This window comes from Haladaptatus sp. T7 (assembly GCF_026008575.1).
GTDB classification, from domain to species: Archaea; Halobacteriota; Halobacteria; order Halobacteriales; family Haladaptataceae; genus Haladaptatus; species Haladaptatus paucihalophilus.
On record NZ_BROP01000002.1, the window covers coordinates 533426 to 549465 of the forward strand.

At 63.9% G+C, this 16040-nt stretch carries 19 protein-coding genes; 7 read left to right on the forward strand and 12 right to left on the reverse strand.

What is annotated here, in order from left to right; translation table 11 throughout:
• Positions 1–61: 61 nt before the first annotated feature.
• From purE to OPC11_RS08925, 3 genes are all read right to left on the reverse strand, one after another.
• Positions 62–682: a 5-(carboxyamino)imidazole ribonucleotide mutase gene (purE, locus tag OPC11_RS08915; protein ID WP_007978279.1), complete on the reverse strand. Its 621-nt coding sequence runs from the start codon at positions 680–682 to the stop codon at positions 62–64.
• A complete protein-coding gene (locus OPC11_RS08920) occupies positions 679–1845 on the reverse strand; it encodes a 5-(carboxyamino)imidazole ribonucleotide synthase (RefSeq protein ID WP_007978276.1) in 1167 nt (388 codons plus the stop codon). The genes purE and OPC11_RS08920 overlap by 4 nt, the downstream gene beginning before the upstream one ends.
• Positions 1846–1932: 87 nt before the next feature.
• Positions 1933–3684: a flippase activity-associated protein Agl23 gene (locus OPC11_RS08925; RefSeq protein WP_264781647.1), complete on the reverse strand. Its 1752-nt coding sequence runs from the start codon at positions 3682–3684 to the stop codon at positions 1933–1935.
• Between the two features lie 81 nt (positions 3685–3765).
• Here OPC11_RS08925 and ribH point away from each other — a divergent pair, with 81 nt between their 5' ends.
• A complete protein-coding gene (ribH, locus tag OPC11_RS08930) occupies positions 3766–4170 on the forward strand; it encodes a 6,7-dimethyl-8-ribityllumazine synthase (protein WP_264781648.1) in 405 nt (134 codons plus the stop codon).
• Positions 4170–5312, forward strand: a complete 1143-nt coding sequence (locus OPC11_RS08935) for a pyridoxal phosphate-dependent aminotransferase (RefSeq protein WP_264781649.1) — start codon at positions 4170–4172, stop codon at positions 5310–5312. Before ribH ends, OPC11_RS08935 begins: the two co-directional genes overlap by 1 nt.
• A 145-nt stretch (positions 5313–5457) precedes the next feature.
• Here OPC11_RS08935 and OPC11_RS08940 read toward each other — a convergent pair whose 3' ends face one another.
• Positions 5458–6651 (reverse strand): threonine synthase, encoded by a 1194-nt coding sequence (locus OPC11_RS08940; RefSeq protein ID WP_007978268.1) that lies wholly within the window; start codon positions 6649–6651, stop codon positions 5458–5460.
• A 77-nt stretch (positions 6652–6728) separates the two neighbouring features.
• Here OPC11_RS08940 and OPC11_RS08945 point away from each other — a divergent pair, with 77 nt between their 5' ends.
• Positions 6729–7358, forward strand: coding sequence for an NUDIX domain-containing protein (locus OPC11_RS08945; RefSeq protein WP_264781650.1), 630 nt, complete (start codon positions 6729–6731; stop codon positions 7356–7358).
• 69 nt (positions 7359–7427) lie between these two features.
• Positions 7428–8687 carry an NAD(P)/FAD-dependent oxidoreductase gene (locus tag OPC11_RS08950; RefSeq protein ID WP_264781651.1) on the forward strand — a complete coding sequence of 420 codons (1260 nt, stop codon included), beginning with the start codon at positions 7428–7430 and terminating at the stop codon, positions 8685–8687.
• Positions 8688–8746: 59 nt separating this feature from the next.
• Here OPC11_RS08950 and OPC11_RS08955 read toward each other — a convergent pair whose 3' ends face one another.
• Entirely contained in the window at positions 8747–9433 is a 687-nt protein-coding gene (locus OPC11_RS08955) for a metallophosphoesterase (RefSeq protein WP_264781652.1), read from the reverse strand.
• A complete protein-coding gene (gene artA, locus OPC11_RS08960; protein WP_007978260.1) occupies positions 9420–10361 on the reverse strand; it encodes an archaeosortase A in 942 nt (313 codons plus the stop codon). The genes OPC11_RS08955 and artA overlap by 14 nt, the downstream gene beginning before the upstream one ends.
• Positions 10362–10574: 213 nt before the next feature.
• Here artA and OPC11_RS08965 point away from each other — a divergent pair, with 213 nt between their 5' ends.
• Positions 10575–11357 carry a MarR family transcriptional regulator gene (locus OPC11_RS08965; RefSeq protein ID WP_264781653.1) on the forward strand — a complete coding sequence of 261 codons (783 nt, stop codon included), beginning with the start codon at positions 10575–10577 and terminating at the stop codon, positions 11355–11357.
• Positions 11358–11383: 26 nt separating this feature from the next.
• On the opposite strand, the gene OPC11_RS08970 is transcribed toward OPC11_RS08965, so the two are convergent.
• Positions 11384–11950 (reverse strand): J domain-containing protein, encoded by a 567-nt coding sequence (locus OPC11_RS08970; RefSeq protein WP_007978256.1) that lies wholly within the window; start codon positions 11948–11950, stop codon positions 11384–11386.
• Between the two features lie 258 nt (positions 11951–12208).
• On the opposite strand from OPC11_RS08970, the gene OPC11_RS08975 reads away from it, so the two are divergent.
• The gene (locus OPC11_RS08975; RefSeq protein WP_264781654.1) at positions 12209–12736 is read left to right on the forward strand and encodes a hypothetical protein; all 528 of its coding nucleotides are present in this window, start codon (positions 12209–12211) and stop codon (positions 12734–12736) included.
• A gap of 21 nt (positions 12737–12757) precedes the next feature.
• Here OPC11_RS08975 and OPC11_RS08980 read toward each other — a convergent pair whose 3' ends face one another.
• From OPC11_RS08980 to OPC11_RS09000, 5 genes are read right to left on the reverse strand one after another with little or no spacing between them, the layout of a single operon-like run.
• Positions 12758–13516 (reverse strand): proteasome assembly chaperone family protein, encoded by a 759-nt coding sequence (locus tag OPC11_RS08980; protein WP_007978252.1) that lies wholly within the window; start codon positions 13514–13516, stop codon positions 12758–12760.
• Between the two features lie 5 nt (positions 13517–13521).
• Positions 13522–13704, reverse strand: a complete 183-nt coding sequence (locus OPC11_RS08985; protein ID WP_007978250.1) for an RNA-protein complex protein Nop10 — start codon at positions 13702–13704, stop codon at positions 13522–13524.
• Positions 13701–14501, reverse strand: coding sequence for a translation initiation factor IF-2 subunit alpha (locus tag OPC11_RS08990; protein WP_007978248.1), 801 nt, complete (start codon positions 14499–14501; stop codon positions 13701–13703). Before OPC11_RS08990 ends, OPC11_RS08985 begins: the two co-directional genes overlap by 4 nt.
• Positions 14498–14671 (reverse strand): 30S ribosomal protein S27e, encoded by a 174-nt coding sequence (locus OPC11_RS08995; protein ID WP_007978247.1) that lies wholly within the window; start codon positions 14669–14671, stop codon positions 14498–14500. The genes OPC11_RS08990 and OPC11_RS08995 overlap by 4 nt, the downstream gene beginning before the upstream one ends.
• Positions 14672–14675: 4 nt before the next feature.
• Positions 14676–14957 carry a 50S ribosomal protein L44e gene (locus tag OPC11_RS09000; RefSeq protein WP_007978245.1) on the reverse strand — a complete coding sequence of 94 codons (282 nt, stop codon included), beginning with the start codon at positions 14955–14957 and terminating at the stop codon, positions 14676–14678.
• A gap of 169 nt (positions 14958–15126) precedes the next feature.
• On the opposite strand from OPC11_RS09000, the gene OPC11_RS09005 reads away from it, so the two are divergent.
• The gene (locus OPC11_RS09005; RefSeq protein ID WP_264781655.1) at positions 15127–16029 is read left to right on the forward strand and encodes a hypothetical protein; all 903 of its coding nucleotides are present in this window, start codon (positions 15127–15129) and stop codon (positions 16027–16029) included.
• The last annotated feature ends 11 nt before the right edge of the window (positions 16030–16040 follow it).

A 16040-nucleotide genomic window follows, 5' to 3' on the forward strand; every position in this document is an offset into this window, starting at 1 on the left:
CACCCTTTCTTACCGACGAAAGGAATGTACTGAACGATGGTATATGCGGAAAAGATACCCGTTATTCGCCGTCGCGGAACGACGGCGTGCCCTCCTCGTGCAGGCGGCGAGATACCGCACCGACGTCCATCTGTAACTCGTCGTGGTAGGTAACCAGTCGTTTCCGAAGGTCGTCGTGTTCACGCGCGAGGATTTGCACCGCGGAAAGCGCCGCGTTGAACGATTTGCCCGCGTCCACCGCGACGATGGGCGCGCCGGTCGGCATGCCGATAACCGACGAGACGGATTTTTCCTGGACGGGAACGCCGACCACGGGAAGCGGGTACGCGAGCGAGGCCGTCATGTTGGGGAGGTCGGCGGACTTCCCGCCCGCCCCGGCGATGATGACGTCCAATCCGCGTGCTTCGGCCGTCTTCGCGTAACTGTACATCAACTCGGGGGTTCGGTGGGCCGAGACGACGTAGGTTTCGAACGTGAACCGCGATTCGGGCGGGTTCTCGACGTCCGTCACTTCCTCGAAACCGAGTTCGGTGAGCGCGTCGTAGGCGCCCGACATCACGTCCAAGTCGGAGTCGCTCCCCATGATGATGCCGACTTCGGGCGTCTCCTCCGTCGGTCGGTCGCGGTTCGCCTCGGCTTCGAACTGTTCGATGAGCGTCGTAACTGATTCTGCGGTGGTCATTGGAACGTGAGTGAGTCGGTGAGTTCGCGCGCCTCTTCGAGCAGGTCGGTGAGCGTCGATTCGTCGTCCGCATCGAGGTCGTCGCCGACGAGCGTGACGTGTCCCATCTTCCGGAGCGGGCGGACTTGGCGTTTGCCGTACCAGTGGAACGCCGCGCCGTCGCTCGAGAGGACTCCTTCGACCCCGGAGAGGGCGGCGGTTTCGGGTTCGTCGACGTCGCCGAGGATGTTCGAACTCACGACCGGACCGCGGAGGTCCGTCGCGCCGAGCGGATACCCGAGGACGCCGCGGGCGTGCTGTTCGAACTGCGAGGTCAGCGCGCCTTCGATGGTGTAGTGACCGGAATTGTGCGGCCGCGGCGCGATTTCGTTGACCGAAATATCCCCGTCTTCCCCTTCAAATAGCTCGATTCCGTACGTCCCTCTCCCGGAGAGTGCCGAAAGAACCTCGCGGGCGACGTCCTCGGCGCGCTCCCGAACCTCGTCGGAGGTCCGCGCGGGAACGACCGTCTGCCGAAGGATTTCCTCCTCGTGGACGTTCTCCCCGACGGGGAACGTCGCCACCTCGTCGTCGCCCTTGACGGCGATGACCGAGAGTTCGCGCTCGAAGGGGACGAACTCCTCGACCATCAACTCGCCCGAGACTTGCGAGAGCGCGTTGTCCACGTCGTCCTCGTCCTCGACGGGGACGTTTCCGCGCCCGTCGTAGCCGCCGCGCCGCGCTTTCAGCATCATCGGGTAGCCGAACTCCTCGCCCGCTTCGAGGAGGTCCTCGCGGGAATCGACGGGGCGGAAGTCGGGGACCGGAATTCCGCGGTCCTGCAGTGCGCGCTTCTGGACGAGTTTGTCCTGAATGGTTCGAAGCGTGGCCGGGTCGGGGTGGACCGGAACGTCGTACTCCTCGCCGACCGCTTCGAGCACGTCGGGGTCGGCGAGTTCGATTTCGAAGGTCAGCGCGTCGCTTCGCTCCGCCAGTTCTCGAATCGCCTCCTCGTCGTCGAAGTCGCCGACGATTTGGTCCCGAGCGACCAACGACGCGGGACAGTCCGGCGTCGGGTCGAGGACGACCAGTTCGACGCCGAGCGGCGATGCCGCCTCCGCGAGCATCCGACCGAGTTGCCCGCCGCCGACGACGCCGAGGGTGAGCGGTGATGCCGTAACCATGTCGTCCGAAGGCTATCCCTGTGGGTGCATAAGATTTGCCAACTCGGACGGAAAATGAGCACGAACGTGTATCGGTTCGCGGATGGATTACGCGGCCCGGTTCGCTTCCCGAAGCGCGCTTTCCTTGATATAAATCGTCGTCGGCGCGCCCCAGAGCGTGAGTTCGTGGTCGTAGACGCGATAGCCGTCGAGGTACTTCTCGACGTCCTCCTTGCGCGACGCTCGCGTGATGACGACCGGCGGTTGGCGGGTTTGGAGGGATTCGTTGTCCAGCGTGCTGTCCACGTTCGCGTCCACCATCTCGGTGTACCACGGGAGCGGGAGGCGGTTGTACCAACTGCTTGACGGCGGCCATAGGTCGTTGTTCGCCTCGTTCGGGACGTAGAAAACGTACGAACTGTCCTCGTTCAGATAGCCGTAGTACAACACGTCGGTTCCTTCCCGGTTCGCCTGCGAGACGCGCTGTACCTTCTCCATCGTCGGCTTGATTCCGTCAGCGGGTTGACCCCACTGCACGATGTCGTTGTGGTGTTGGCCGCCGAACAGTCCCGGCGCGTTCGCGTCCTGCGGGTGGAGATACACCACCGTTATCGCCGGGAACGCGACCTGCACGACGAGGAAGAGCGCGATGACGCCCGCGGCGGCGGTCGAGAACGTGTCGTCGTCCTCGTACGCCTCCCGACCCCAGTGGTAGATGATGCTCGCGCCGACCGCCGCGGGAATCATCAGCGGGACGATGGCGTGGACGGTCACCCATCCGGCCTGAATGTCAGTCACGAGCGGGTAGCCGAGGACGCTCACAGCGCCCCAATAGAACGCGAACGAAACGAGGTCGCGCGGACGGTCATCGACGTACCGCGCCGTGAGGAAGCCCAGAACCGCGAGGACGACCACCACGAACGCGCCCTGTTCCAGGACGGCGATGAAGTGCTCGAGATACGGGAGGTAGGCGTGGCCCTGACTCTTGACCCACTGGCCGGTGAACTCGTTCCACGACCCGACCGTCGCTTCCGAAATCACCGCGCCGAACATACTCGGGTTGGAGACGGCTTTCCACAGTCCGGGACCGCTGGTGCCGTTCGTCCGCGGGGCGTAGAAGTAGACGATGACGACGAAGAACTCCACCACACACAGGGCGATGTGGGGGGCGAATCGGAGGAGGCCCCGCCCCGTTTCGGTGACGGTATCGACGAACGTCCCCGTCCATTCTCGGTCGTAGTTCCGCGCGAGGAACAACCGATGGTCGAACAACAGGACGGCCGCGCCGAGCCACGAGGCGACGTAGAGCAGGGCGTTTTCCTTCGTCGTGAAGCCGAGCGCCAACGCCAGCGTTCCGGCGTACAGGTACCTCGCCTTCCCCGTCGCCTGCGCACGGAGGTAGAAGCCGAGCGCGAACACCATGAACGCCGCGAGAAGCATGTCGTACCGCATGACCCGAGAGTAGTAGAGCGCGACCGGATTGACCGCGAGCAGGAGCGCGAAGGCGACCAGTTCGGAGTCGCGGAGGTGGTCGCGGTACAACCACGCCGCGAGCGGGAGCAGGCCGGTGACGAGCGCGACGGGCAGCCGCGCCATGAAGTCGCTCGCGCCGAACAGTTCGAAGAGGACGCTGTTCACTTGCGGGAAGAACGGGCCGTGGATGTCGGCGTGGTAGTGCCAGATGCCGGTTTTCTGATACCTGAGAATCCAGTAGCCGACGCGGGCTTCATCCCAATGGGCGAACCGGTCTCCGAGGGCGAACAGTCGGAGCACCAGCGCGACAACCGTGACCGCACAGATGGAAGCGAAACCCCGATTTCGGGCCGTCCACCCGGAAAGCGGGTGTTCGCTCGAACTCATTGTTTTCCCTCAAGACGCAGGGGGGATACAAGCCTTGCGGAGAGCGGTAGTTCTTTTAGCCGTGCTGGCTTCCCGCCACACATGGTAACGCTCGGACTCGTCGTCGCGGAGTTCAACGCGCCGATAACGGAGCAGATGGAGGAGTCGGCGCGCGAGGCTGCCGCCGAGCGAGGTGCAGACATCGTCGAAACGCTACACGTCCCCGGCGCGTACGATTCGCCGCTCGCGGCGGACCGACTCGCCCGCCGGGACGACATCGACGGGGTTGCGGTCCTCGGTGCCGTCATCACCGGCGACACCGACCACGACCACGTTATCACGACCGCAACGACGCAGAAACTCACCGACGTCAGCCTGAACCGGGACACGCCGGTCGCACTCGGCATCACCGGCCCCGGCATGTCCGCGGCGGAGGCCCGAGAGCGTACCGACTACGGTGCACGGGCGGTCGAAGGTGCACTCGACTTAGTGGAGGAACTACAATAATGGACTTTTCCGACAGGATTCAACGTGTCGAACCGAGCGCGACGCTCGCTATCAGCAGCCTCGCGTCGGAACTGGAAGCCGACGGCGTAGACGTCATCGACCTGAGCGTCGGGGAACCGGACTTCCCGACCCCGGCGAACGTCGTTGACGCCGCCGAAACAGCGATGGAGGATGGCCACACGGGCTACCCGCCGTCCAAGGGCGTCCCCGAACTCCGCGAGGCTATCGCGGCGAAACTGCAGGACGACGGTCTGCCGTACGAGGCGGATAACGTCATCGTCACGCCCGGCGCGAAGCAGGCGCTCTACGAGACGGTACAGACGGTCGTGGACGACGGGGACGAGGTCGTCCTCCTCGACCCCGCGTGGGTGTCCTACGAGGCGATGGTGAAACTCGCGGGCGGCGACCTGAACCGCGTGGACCTCGCGCCGCACGACTTCAAACTCGAACCCGCTCTCGACGACCTCTCTGCGGCCGTCTCGGACGACACCGAACTGCTCATCGTCAACTCGCCGTCGAACCCGACCGGCGCGGTCTACTCCGACGCCGCACTGGAAGGCGTCCGCGACTTGGCGGTCGAACACGACATCACGGTCATCAGCGACGAGATTTACGAGCGGATCACCTACGGCGCGGAGTGCACCAGCCTCGCCACGCTCGACGGAATGTACGAGCGCACCATCACGGTCAACGGCTTCTCGAAAGCCTACTCGATGACCGGCTGGCGGCTCGGCTACCTCGCCGCCCCGGAGGAACTCGTCTCGCAAGCGGCGAAACTCCACTCGCACTCCGTCTCGTCGGCGACGAACTTCGTCCAACGCGCGGGCGTCGAAGCCCTCCGGAACACCGAGGACGACGTGAGCGAGATGGTCGAGGCGTTCCACGAGCGCCGCGACCGCCTCGTCGCCCTGTTGAAACAGCACGGCGTGGACGCCGGAACGCCGGACGGTGCGTTCTACCTGATGATTCCCGTCGCCGAAGATGATCAACAGTGGTGCGAGGACGCGCTGGAGCAGGCGCACGTCGCTACCGTTCCGGGCAGCGCATTCGGCGCGCCCGGCTACGCTCGCGTCTCCTACGCGGCGAACTTGGAGCGAATCGAGGAAGCGGTCGAGCGGTTGGTCGAGAGCGACCTGCTCTGAAGGGGTCGGAATAGGATTCGAGGAACGTTTCCGTTCTAAGAACCACGCGGTCATTCTCTGCTATTTCTTTCGACATCCGGGCCGTGCTGTCCCCGGCTTCTGATATAAATCTACGGTCGAAAATGGCGACGATGTGAGTTCCGCCTCAGATTCCCATGCCCATCAGGTGACTGCGGAGCACGTCGTCGTCCTTGTTGCCCTCGCCGGTGTTGAGGATGACGACGGTGTCGTCCTCGCCGAACTCTCCCTGCTGGGCGAGTTCCCACGCCCCGCTCGCGGCGGCGGCGCATGTCGCGCCCATCTCCAGGCCCTCCTTCTGTGCGACCGCGACCGCCGAATCGAGGATGTCCTCGTCGCTGGTCGCCACCGCGCCGCCGTCGCTCTCGCGGAGCGCGTCGAGGATGAGCGGGCTCGCGCCGGGGTCGGGAATCTCGATGCCGCCGCAGATGGTGTCCGGCGTTTCCCACGCCTCGTGAACGTCCTTTCCTTCGTCCCACGCCTTCACGATGGGCGCACACCCGGTCGCTTGGGCGGCGTACATCGACGGGAGGTCGTCGGTCAGTCCCAAGTCGCGGAACTCCGTCGCGGCCTTGTGCATTCCGACGAGACCGACGCCGCCGCCGGTCGGGTAGACGATGGCGTCCGGGACCTCCCAGTCCATCTGTTCGGCGATTTCGTAGAACATCGTCTTCTTTCCCTCGTGGCGATAGGGCGTGACGAACGTCTTGACGGAGTACCAGTCGTCTTCCTCCTCCATCGCGTCGGCGTAGGCCGCTCCCGCGTCGCCGATGCGCCCCTCGACGACGGTCATGTCGCCGCCGTGGACGTTGACCATCGCCTTGTTCGTGAACCCGGCGCGCGTCGGGAGGAAGACGTGCGATTCGAGGTCGGCGCGGGCGGCGTACGCCGCGGCGGATTGCCCGGCGTTTCCGGCCGAAGCGAGCGCGATGTCCGTCGCGCCGTGTTGGGCCGCCGCGGTCACGGCCATCGTCTGGCCGCGGTCCTTGAACGTCCCCGTCGGGTTGCGCCCCTCGTCCTTGAACAGGACGCGCCCGACGCCCATCTCCTCGGCGAGGTTCGGACACTCGACGAGCGGCGTGGCTCCCTCGTCCATCGTCACCGCCGACTCGCGGGTGAACGGTAGCAGTTCCGCGTACTTCCACATCGTCTCGAACGGCCGGGATTCGAGGTCCGCACGCGACACGTCGATTTCGTCGTAGTCGTAGTCCGGGTCGAGGATGCCGCCGCAGTCGGGACAGCGGTGTGTCCCCTCGTCGGCGTCGAACGTCTCCCCGCAGTCTACGCACGTCAGTCCGATGAATGCGTCCGTCGTCTCCATGCCCGAAGGTGGGAAGGCGGACCACTAAGCCCTGTTCATCCCCCGTCCCTTTTGCCCCTGCACCGCAACTGTCGGATATGAAACCGGAAGCCGTCCGGTCCGTGCTCGCCGACCGCGCCGAAACCCGCCGCGAAGCCCTGTCGGAACGGTGGGGCGACGCTCCACACCGGGTTCGTCCCGTCACCGGCGTCGCGGAGTACGACTTCCCGGCGACGCCGGACGAGATATTTCCGTGGGTCGCGGTCTGTTTCGTCGTCGAGGACGGACGCGTTTTGTTGGTACAGGACTCCGGCCACTCGTCGGTGTGGGAACCGCCGGGAGGGAAAGGCGAGGTGCGTAGCACCTCGAAGAAAGCGAACGGTGAAAATCGTGAGCAGGGCGAAGCGCTCCGCGCTTCGGAAAAAGCGAGCGGCGGACGCCGCGAACCCGTCGAATCGGTCGCCGAAACCGCCGAGCGGGAAACCCGCGAGGAGACCGGCATCGAGTGCGACGTCACCGACCTGCTGTTCACCGAAACGCTCCGGTTCGACTACGGGAACGGCGTCCACGTGCCGGTGTTGCAGGCCGGATTCGTCGCCCGTCGGGTCGGCGGGGCGATTCGACCAACTGCGGCGGCCATCGAGAACGTGTCGTGGTACCCGTGTTCCGACCTCCCGGACGGAACGCAGTTCGCCGCGGAAATCGAATCGGTGCGGACGTCACGGTAGCGGCCCTCGGTTCGGCTCCCTAACCAGGTCGGCCGAGAGACGTTTATTACGGACGACCGACCATCCTCCATGACCACTGTCATCGTCGCCGGGGCGGGTCTCGCGGGACTCGTCGCCGCCCGACATCTCGCTCGGTTAGGACTCGACGTACAGGTGTTCGAACGCGGGCCGGACGTCGGCGGTCGAGTGCGGACGCGATACGAAAACGGATTCGTCCTCGACCGCGGATTTCAGGTGCTCTTTACGGCCTATCCCGCCGCGCGGCGGGAACTCGACTACGGCGACCTCGATTTGCGGTACTTCGCACCCGGCGCGGTGCTCGCCCGTCCCGGTCGTCGGTCGGTACTGGCGGACCCGATTCGTGACCCGGGAGCGCTGTTCGGGTCGGCGACGAACCGGGAGGTCCGCTTCCGCGACAAACTCCGAACCCTTCGACTTCGACGGGAGCTGGCCCGCAAGCCGACGGGCGAGATTTTTTCGGGCGAGGATCAGTCCATCGAGGAGTACCTCCACGCGCGCGGTTTTTCCGACTCCTTCCGCGAGAACTTCGCCGGGCCGTTCTACGGCGGCATCACCCTCGACAGGTCGCTTGCGACCTCGAAGAAGGTGTTCGAATTCACGTTCAAGATGCTCTCGACGGGTAAAATCGCCGTTCCCGCCGACGGCATGGGTGCGATTTCCAACCAATTGGCCGAGTCGGCGCGGCTCGCTGGCGCGACGATTCACCTCGGAGAGGGAGTGTCGGCGGTCGAATCGACGGACGACGAGGTGAGCGTCGAGGTCGGCGGCGAAACCGTCACCGCCGACGCGGCCATCGTCGCCACCGACCCGAAATCCGCCCGCGAACTGACGGGTGTCGAGTCGATTCCGACCGACGCACGCGGCTGTGTCACCCAGTATTTCGCCCACGACGAACCGCTCCCCGGCGGGAACAGAATCGTGCTCAACGTCGGGGACGACGCGCCGAACGAAATCGTGCCGTTGTCCGCTGTCGCGCCCGAGTTCGCGCCCGGCGATTGGGAGCTGTTCTCCGCGACGTTCCTCGGGACGCCCGCGGAGTCGGACGACGAACTCGCGGCGACGGTCCGGAAGACGCTCCGACAGTGGTTCCCGGACCGGCAGTTCCCGAACCTCGAACGCCTGCACACGGACCGCATCGAGTTCGCACAGTTCGCCCAGCCGCCGGGAGTGTTCGACGGTCTCCCCGGCAACCGAACCGGCGACGAATCGGTGTACCTCGCCGGGGACTACACGGAGGCCTCGTCGCTCAACGCCGCGATGGAGAGCGGGCGAAAGGCCGCGCTGGCCGTGTACGACGATATGCGATAACGCGCCACCGCGAAGGTATCGGCGGCGACGGCAGACCACAGGCTACAGCCACCCACCGACTACAACAGCTTCCGAAACTCTCCGAGCGGCGGGAAGCGATAGGTCTCGTCGGCGTCCTCGTCGCGGACGATGGGACGGAGCGGGTCCGTGCCGGCGACGAGCGGGGACTGGAAACCGGATCCGCGAACGTCGTTTACCACCAGTCCGCTGGCGAGGCGGGTGAACGCGGGGAGGACGAGGACGTCCGAATCGCGGTACGTTTCCGATCCCGAGAGGTAGCACGGTCGGCGCTTTCCCTCGATTTCGATCGCCGGATGGTCGTGTCCCGCGACGTACCGCGGTGCCTCCCCGTCGGGTTCCTCGTGGCCGTGACAGACCAGCGTGTCGTCCGCGAGTCGGTACTCGTCGTTCGGGGACGCGAGTTCGTCCAGCCGCGTATCGTGGTTTCCGCGCACGGCGACGAGGGTCGCGTCCGCGTCCGCCGCGAGCGCTTCGAGGTCCGCGAACGTCTCGGAGACGCCGTTCGGCAGTCGGTCGAACGCGTGGAGAACGTCTCCGGCGAGAACGACTTCGGCGGGTGAAAATCGGTCGAGGAGGGCGTCGAATCGCGCCGTCAAATCGGTCCGTTCGCCGAGCGGCAGCGAGACGTTCGATGCCGAGTCCCGGCCGATGTGGAGGTCGGCGAGGACGAGCGCGTCGGCGTCCGCGAGGTAGGCCGCTCGGTCCGCGAACTCAACGGCCGCCATCGGCCCGGATGCTCCGGTGAAGGTCGTACTCTCGCCCGGAGACGAGGTAGATGACGTCCTCGATGACCGTCAGCAGTTCCGGGAGGTCGCGGACGACCAACCAGAGGATGAAGACGAGCGCGACGACGGCGAGCAGTTGGCTGAGCACCCTGTCCGCGATGAAAAACGAGACCATCCGAGGGTCGGTGTAACCCGTGATCGTGGTGACGGGACCGACGAAGAACTGGAACCATTGGTTGCCGAACGCCACCGCGATGAAGACGTTGCGGACGACGTTCAACACCCAGATGATGACGATGGCGAGCGTGAATCCGCGGAGCTTTCGTCGGAGGGGTGCCCGGACGGCGGCGATGAGGCCGCCGAAGATGCTCATGCTGCCGATACCCGTGCAGGCGAGGACGAGGTAGGTGTAGTACTCGTGGCCCGTGCTGTCGGTGAAGATGAAGGCGCTGTGGTAGCCGTTTTCCTTCGCAATGGTGAACGCGGGGTCGTATCCGAGCAGTTGGATGACGGCGTTGGTCTGGACGCTCACCAGTTCGACGAGCCACTCGCGGAGCGGTTCGACCGTCAGGAAGGGGACGTAGATGAGTCCCATCGCGGCGACGCCGCGGGACAGGACGAACAGCGAATCCCGTCCCGAGTAGAGCTGATACCCCGCGTAGACGCACAGAGGGACCGCGACGAGGCTGAGGGTCCCCTCGATGAAACTCCGCATCTCGAACGCAAAACGGGGAAAGAGGACGCCCCAGAACACCCCGAACAGAACCCACGCGCCCGCGCCGACGGTCCGCGCCAGCTCGCGGTCGTATCGTTCGAGCGCGGCGGTGGCGACGAAGGCGGCGATGACGACCCAAACGAGGTAGTCGGGAAAGGTCGTTGTCAGCCACGGGAGCGGGCCGGGGAGGGCGGCGGGGACGACTCCAATCACGATTCGTCCGTTGTTCTCAGAAAATATAGAGTTGACGCTCTCCGAATCCGCCGTCCGCGGGGACGTACCACCGGAACGTCGGGGAGTGGACGGTTCCGCCATCCGTCGGCAAATGGACGGTTCCGCCATCCGTTACCGTTCGTGCGTCTCACGGGACGCGGTTTTCACTCGCCGACCGCTGGTATTTTTATCGTCCCGCCCGAGGATTCGGGTATGGCCGACGTGTTGGAGGACAAACGAACCGCGACCCGGTTTCGCATCCTCGCCGAAATCGCTGACCGACAACCGGCGGTGAGCCAAGGCGAGATCGCCGATGCCGTCGGCGTGACGAGTCAGGCCGTCAGCGAGTACACCCGCGGCCTCGTGGAGGACGGACTCGTGGAGAAGGAAGGTCGCTCACGCTATCGGGTGACGAAGGAGGGTGTCGATTGGCTCCTCCAGTCCGCGACGGACGTTCGCCGGTTCGCGGACCACGTGACCGACGACATCCTCGGCAACGTCGGAGAGGACGCGGCGATTGCTCGCACCGATATCGAAGCGGGGACGACCGTCTCGCTCTCGCTCGAAGACGGCCTGCTCCACGCGACGCCGAACGACGAGGGACCCGCGACGGGCATCGCCACGACTGACGCCGAAGCGGGCGAGGACGTCGGCGTCACCGAGTTCGAGGGCATCATCGACCTCGAACCGGGACGGGTGACGGTGTATCAGGTGCCGCCGGTTCGCTCCGGTGGCAGTCGAACGGTGGACGGAGGGTCGCTCGCGGCCGCGTGTGAGGACGCTCCGGTGCTCGCCGCGACCGGCGTCGAAGCCGTCGTCGCCCTCCGATCCGCCGGTATCGAACCGGATACGACGTTCGCTCCGGGTGAAGTCGCTGCCGAGGCCGCCGAACGCGGCTTGAACGTCGTTATCGTCGCCACCGCCGACAGCGTGGGGCGCGTCACCGACGCCCTTCGAGACGTTGGCGTCGCCTACGAAGTGGCGAATCTGGATTGAGACAAAAGCGGTGGACGACGGGGGAATCAGGTGCAGTGATTTTTCGCGGTCGTGTACGCCTCCCGAACCCGTTGGAACTCCTCGCGCGAGCCGCCGTGGTCGGGATGCACGTCCTTTACCTTCTCCCGGTAGGCCGATTTGACCTCCGAGAGCGTCGCGCCCGAGGGGACGCCGAGGATGGCAAATGCGGCCTGTTTCGTGTCCACGTCCGCCTCCTGTTCCAAGGTCGGGGTTTCGAAGGGAAGTCGGTCGCCGAGGTGGTGGCCCGGCATCTCGTGTTCGACGAGTACGGCGTACGTCGGCGACTTTTCGATGCGGAAGAAGGCTCGCGCGTCGAAGGTGATGGCGACGTCCCGCTCGGGAAGGTAAAACGCGACGTGTTGGCCCTCCACGAAGTGGTCCTCGGCGAAGTTCTCGTCGATGGCGCGGAGATACTGACGGATTTCGATCCGTCGCCGACCCTCCCCGAAGATGTAGGTGGCGTTCGTGGACTGGTGCGTCGGAAACAGCCGAACGCCGACGACGAAGATTCCGGCGATGACGACAGCGGCCGCTAGCGTGAGCCACAAGCCGAGGACCAGCCAGTCTGGCATGCTATGCGTGTAGGACTCGAACGGTAATCAAATCCTCGCCAAGCGAGACGCTCGGTGAGGCGTTCGTAGGGAAGAAACGGAGACTCCCCCCGGTGGAACGGTGTCCGCACCGATAGACCAATAACCGGACGAGGACAGCACATTGCGAAAAAAACATTCATGAAATAAATACTAGACGGGTGGCAAAGTTAATACCCTTGGTTATAATATATGTGCGTGTATCGGACCCAGAGATAATATCATGTTTGCCTCCAAGCCATGAAACTCACCGAACCGGAGACGAAAGGGGAACTCAACGAGAGTCAGATCCATAACGTCTTGCGGAACGAGCGACGGCGCGAAACGATTCGCTATCTCCGGGAGACAGGAGATTCACTGGCTGTCGATGACCTCGCCGAACACATCGCCACGCTGGAAACCGGCGAGTCACCGCCACCACGAAACGTCAGAAAGAGCGTCTACGTCTCGCTCCACCAGACGCACCTCCCGAAGCTCGATGACCTCGGTATCGTGGAGTACGACCAGCAGTCGAAGGAGCTAACGCTCGAAGACCAAGCGCGACAGGTCGAGGTGTATATGGAAGTCGTCCCCGAACACGACGTCTCCTGGGCGACCTACTATCTCGGCCTCGGTCTACTGGAGTTCGTCGTTTTGTTCGCGGCGAAACTCGACCTCTTCTCGATACGAATGCTCGACTTCGAGTTCTGGACGTGGTTCTTTCTCACGTTCTTCCTCGTTTCCGCAGTGTATCACATCTACAACGGACAGGAGCGCTCGCTATTTTAACCGGCGAAATCGGCGGTCCGCTTAGCCGATGTACCGGAGGTCGTCGTCGGACGCGATAGGAGCCTGTTGAGACTCCATCTCCTCGATTTTGTTGACGACCTCTTCCATCTCCTCCGCACGGTCTTCGAGCGAGCTGAAATCGACTTCGAAGTCGAGCATCGTCTGGAGGACTTCGAGCACCGCCTGTGCGCTCTTTGGGTCGACCAGATAGCCGCTCGTCTCGCCCATCAGGCACGTCGCTTCGAGACCCCGCCGTCCGCCGAGGCCGAGCAGGAGACCGCTCGTCCCGACGATGCCGCCCGCGGGTTCGTCCTCGCGGAACTCGACGCCCGCGTCTTCGAGTTCGTCCACGAAGTCCGTGGTCGCGGCCGCGCCGAGCACGGCGTACTCCTCGATGAGTTCGCCGGTCGGCACGCCGCCGAGCGCGAAGATTCGTTCGACGCCGAATTCGTCGGCGATGTCGAGAAACGCGTTCGTCAAGCGATAGTGGCCGACGGAATCCTGTGCTTGATAGTCGCCGGTGAGGACGAGGACGTCCTGTTCGTCGAGGGTCAGGGCGTAGAGTTCGATACAGACCAACGAGGCGGTACCGTCGTCACCGACGCCAACCTGTGGGGGGAGGTGTTCGGAGTACACCCGTCGAACGAGCTCGCTCTCTTTCTCTTCGAGTAGATGCTCGACGACGAGTTTGCCGACGTGACCGACGCCCGGCAGTCCTTCGATGAGGACGGGGGCTTCCAAATCGGGATTGGCGACGATTTCGATGTCGATTTCGTCCATGTACCTTATTCGTGGGCGCGCCGCTTAAGTGCGCGTCGGTACTCCCCGTACGGGTCGTCGGGGTCGAACGGTGCGGGTGCGCTGTTTACGGCCTCGGCTCCGCACTTCGGACACGTCGCAGAAAGGGTGTACACCGGGCGGTCGTGTTCGGCGTTCCACGCGGAACACACCCGGATGTTCGATTTCATTCGTCGTCGGTGTGACGTTCGCGGTGGAAGTCGGCGGTGCCGGAAATGCCTTCCATCACGACCTCGGCACGACGGACGCTCTCTTCGAGCTGGGACTCCGCCGTCTTGTAGTTCGGTGCCTTGACGCGAACCCGGTATTCGGGCGCACCGACGTAGGTCACGTCGAGTTCCACTTCGTCGGGAATGTCGCCGTTGCCTTCAGCGGCCTTGAGCGCTTCCTTGATGCCGTCAACGCCGTCCTTCCCCGGATTGCGGAGGTCGACGTAGCCGGTGACGGTGACGTAGGGAACCGAGACGTTTTCCCGGGCGGTTTCGACCAGTCGCTCGACGTCCTCGTCCGCGAGGTCGGTGTCGTCGAGCGCTTCAGGACCGTGGATTGCCGCCTGTTCGAAGCCGTCGTAGATGCTGCCGAACTCGGCGAGGAGCTCGTTTGCGACGTGCGTGTACTGCTCGTCGCCCATGTCCTCGCCGAATGCGAGCGACATCCACTTATCGGCCTTCTGCTCGTTCTTCCAGTCCTGAATCTTATCGCTGTGCTGATGTTCGTTGACGTCCTTGATGGAGAGGTCTATCTGCTGTGACCCCTCGTCCACGTCGAGCACCTTGCAGACGACGGTCTGTCCGGTGTTCACGTGATCGCGGACGTTTTTGATCCAGCCACTGGCGACCTCGCTGACGTGAACGAGACCACGCTTGTCCTCGTACTCTTCGAGGTCAACGAAGACTCCGAAGTCCTCTATCTCGTCGACCTTACCGACGACGAGTTCGCCAGTGTCGGGCCAGCCACTGTATTTCATCGGGATGCTATGGTTTCCACAACGTCGCCGTCGATTTCGGCCTTGCCGCCGGTCGGCGTGGCGAGCTTGTGACCGCAGACGACGCAGTTGATTTCGCTTGCCGCCTTTCCGAAGACGGTCTGTTCGTTCTCACAGTCCGGGCACTGCACTTTGTAGAAGTTTCCTGCCATTGTTTTACTCCTGGAATTCGAGTCGGCCAGCACGCCATCCGGGACGGAGGTGTGCTTTGCCACACTCGCTGCAACGGTACTTCAAGTCGGTCTTCTTCGTCGGTTTGTCCCCACCGGGTACCTTCGAGAAACCACCGGCGTTACCGATGACGGCTTTGCCGCGCTTCTGCTGGCGAGCGTCCCACTTCATGCCGGTTCGTCGGCCGGAGCGGACCTTCTCGACTTCGTGTTCGTGGTGCGAGTGGCAGTGCGGACAGTACGTGTTAAATCGACGTGGCATCTGCATAGATATCGACCTTACGGAGAAATTGCGCGTCGGGACTTAAAACCCGTTTGGTTTCCGCTTCGGGAGAGCGAGAACACGGATATATAGTTCTCCCCGTGAGTCAGTTTTATTCTATTATAGAAATAAAAATTTTGAAGTCGAGAGGTGGTGAAAGAGCGTGTGGACATCGATGACAAACATCAATCGACGACGATTTCTCAAGCGAACAGGCGTGACGGCGACCGGACTCGCGGTGCTCGGGGCGGGGACCGCGAGCGCTGAACGGTACGGCATCCCCATCGTCTCGACGCGGGGTCACTTCGACGACGACGGCAACCTCACCGCGGGCCACACGCAGACGGGGTACGACACGACGGGCGACGTGCCGGGCGTCGATACCGGCTGTGTGGACGAACTGACCGTCTTCATCCACGGCTGGCACAAATCCGGCGATACGCCCGAGCAGAACGCGAAGGACAAGTTCCTCTCGGCGAAGAACAACCTCGAAGCCGCGGGCTACGGCGGCGCACTCGTCGGCTATTCGTGGGACAACGACGCCGGCGGCGGTGTCGACTTCGGCTGGGGCGAAGCTCAAACCGTCGCGCAGAAAAACGGCGTCAAACTCGCGCAGTTCGCCGTGGACCTCAAATACTACTGTCCGAACGTGACGCTCCGCTTTTCCAGTCACTCGCTCGGCGCGCAGGTGCTCTTGAGTTCGCTTCGCTCGCTTGACGTGACCTCGTGGTGGACCGACAGGGGTTACGAGGTGGACTCCGTTCACATGCTCGGCGCGGCACAGGACAACGAAGCGCCGACCACGGAGTGGATGGACACCTACAACGCCATCACGAACCAGACGACGGCGACGTTCAACTACCACAACGAGGCCGACGACGTGCTCCAGTGGGTGTACAACACCATCGAGTTCGACCAAGCGCTCGGCGAGACGGGTTACGAGGACGGCAACACCCCCGCCCCGAACTACGTCGAGTACGACGCGACCTCGCAGGTCGGCGACGACCACTCGAACTATCTCGACACCCTCGGCGACGAGATGGTTTACCACATGAACAACGTCTCGTCCTACGTCTGAGGTGACTCGAC

Excerpts from the sequence above, each read along its gene's own strand:
- purE (WP_007978279.1), bottom strand. The coding sequence starts at position 682 with ATGACCACCGCAGAATCAGTTACGACGCTCATCGAACAGTTCGAAGCC.
- OPC11_RS08920 (WP_007978276.1), bottom strand. The coding sequence starts at position 1,845 with ATGGTTACGGCATCACCGCTCACCCTCGGCGTCGTCGGCGGCGGGCAA.
- OPC11_RS08925 (WP_264781647.1), bottom strand. The coding sequence starts at position 3,684 with ATGAGTTCGAGCGAACACCCGCTTTCCGGGTGGACGGCCCGAAATCGG.
- ribH (WP_264781648.1), top strand. The coding sequence starts at position 3,766 with ATGGTAACGCTCGGACTCGTCGTCGCGGAGTTCAACGCGCCGATAACG.
- OPC11_RS08935 (WP_264781649.1), top strand. The coding sequence starts at position 4,170 with ATGGACTTTTCCGACAGGATTCAACGTGTCGAACCGAGCGCGACGCTC.
- OPC11_RS08940 (WP_007978268.1), bottom strand. The coding sequence starts at position 6,651 with ATGGAGACGACGGACGCATTCATCGGACTGACGTGCGTAGACTGCGGG.
- OPC11_RS08945 (WP_264781650.1), top strand. The coding sequence starts at position 6,729 with ATGAAACCGGAAGCCGTCCGGTCCGTGCTCGCCGACCGCGCCGAAACC.
- OPC11_RS08950 (WP_264781651.1), top strand. The coding sequence starts at position 7,428 with ATGACCACTGTCATCGTCGCCGGGGCGGGTCTCGCGGGACTCGTCGCC.
- OPC11_RS08955 (WP_264781652.1), bottom strand. The coding sequence starts at position 9,433 with ATGGCGGCCGTTGAGTTCGCGGACCGAGCGGCCTACCTCGCGGACGCC.
- OPC11_RS08965 (WP_264781653.1), top strand. The coding sequence starts at position 10,575 with ATGGCCGACGTGTTGGAGGACAAACGAACCGCGACCCGGTTTCGCATC.
- OPC11_RS08970 (WP_007978256.1), bottom strand. The coding sequence starts at position 11,950 with ATGCCAGACTGGCTGGTCCTCGGCTTGTGGCTCACGCTAGCGGCCGCT.
- OPC11_RS08975 (WP_264781654.1), top strand. The coding sequence starts at position 12,209 with ATGAAACTCACCGAACCGGAGACGAAAGGGGAACTCAACGAGAGTCAG.
- OPC11_RS08980 (WP_007978252.1), bottom strand. The coding sequence starts at position 13,516 with ATGGACGAAATCGACATCGAAATCGTCGCCAATCCCGATTTGGAAGCC.
- OPC11_RS08985 (WP_007978250.1), bottom strand. The coding sequence starts at position 13,704 with ATGAAATCGAACATCCGGGTGTGTTCCGCGTGGAACGCCGAACACGAC.
- OPC11_RS08990 (WP_007978248.1), bottom strand. The coding sequence starts at position 14,501 with ATGAAATACAGTGGCTGGCCCGACACTGGCGAACTCGTCGTCGGTAAG.
- OPC11_RS08995 (WP_007978247.1), bottom strand. The coding sequence starts at position 14,671 with ATGGCAGGAAACTTCTACAAAGTGCAGTGCCCGGACTGTGAGAACGAA.
- OPC11_RS09000 (WP_007978245.1), bottom strand. The coding sequence starts at position 14,957 with ATGCAGATGCCACGTCGATTTAACACGTACTGTCCGCACTGCCACTCG.
- OPC11_RS09005 (WP_264781655.1), top strand. The coding sequence starts at position 15,127 with ATGACAAACATCAATCGACGACGATTTCTCAAGCGAACAGGCGTGACG.